This window comes from Photorhabdus akhurstii, from assembly GCF_018448925.1.
Taxonomy (GTDB): Bacteria; Pseudomonadota; Gammaproteobacteria; order Enterobacterales; family Enterobacteriaceae; genus Photorhabdus; species Photorhabdus akhurstii.
Map to the genome: position 1 here is coordinate 1 of NZ_RCWE01000086.1, position 1,322 is coordinate 1,322.

The 1,322-nt window shown below is 55.9% G+C and carries 1 pseudogene; it reads right to left on the minus strand.

Features of this window, described 5'->3' with window-relative positions:
- Window positions 1-1,322, minus strand: a pseudogene (locus EAE93_RS23830) (hemagglutinin repeat-containing protein); the annotation flags it as partial.

Here is a 1,322-nt window from a genome sequence, read left to right on the forward strand (position 1 = left end):
GTCTCCGGGGGCAATACCAGTGGCTGATTTTTGATACCGTTCACCGGCGTGACCGTCGTGGGGGCAGAATGTATCTGACCGGTCTGTCGGTCTGTAATCGTGATATCGGTGCCCTGTGGACGGGTATTCTCCTGCCAGGCCAGCGTTTTCAGGTCGATGGTTTCTATTACGGGGGCCGGGTCATAATTGCTGCGGCTTTTCCCCTGCGAGGTTTTGGTGCCACCGAACCCGAACTTTTTCTTTTTGGTTTTTTTAGCATACCAGTGGGTCTGACTGCCCGTATCGGTGGTAATCCGTTCTCCCTGAGTAGCGATATTGTGCAGTTCGCCAATTTCACCACCGAGCGTGCCGCCAGCGACAATCTGGCTGTCGTGATTAGTGACCTGCGCACTGTTGAGCGTCATATTGCCCCCGGCCAGAATTTTACCGGGGTCGCTCTGTTTAACCTGAGTTTCCTTGACGGTGCGGGTGTACTGATATTCGTAAAAGTCATTACTGCGGCTGCCATCCGGCATGATGGCATCGTGCACTTTGTATTTATTGCGGTGGGAAGTGTCCACCTGTGACCAGTCATAGCGAGTGGTCTGGCCGCTGAGTACTGCATCGTGATGCTGAGACTTTTCCGTTTCGACGACCTGAGTGACCAACCCGGCGTTGGTGTTGTTAATCCGGTCGGCATTCATCTTCAAGTGGCGCCCGGCTTCAATCGTCGCCGCGTGGTTATTGAGCTCACGCGCCTGACCGGTGGCCGTCAGGGTATTATCCAACTGACCGCCGATGCGCATGTCGCCCACGCTGTAAATCTGCGCATGATGCTGGTTGTTGAGCGTTCCGGTGCCGATGTCCAGCCGGTCACGTGCCGCAATGACCGCAGCTTTGCCGTCCTGGGCGGTGTTATTCAATGTGCCCGTCTGGAGGGCCAGCTGGTCCCCGTAAATGCGCCCGGTGCCGGTATTGTTCAGGGTGTTGGCCGTGAGATGAGTCAAACCGCCGTCAATCAGTCCGGTGTTGCTCAGGGTATCGTGAGCCTGGATTTGCGTTTGCCCGGCGCTGATTTCACCGGAGGCGCTATTGGTGAGATTGTGAGTGTCAAGATGCAGCGCCCGACCGGCTTTTATCTGGCGGTCGTTGAGGAGATTGCCGGTTGTTTTCAGGGTCAGATTGCCATTGGCCGCGGTGTTGCCGGTATGATGAAAATCCTCGGTTAAAGTGACCGCCATATCGCCCTGCGATAACAGTTGGCCGTCACCGCTCAGAGAGTGTGCGTTAATCGTGGCCTGTTCCCCGGCAATTAAGGTGCCTTGCCGGTTGTTAATCACCAG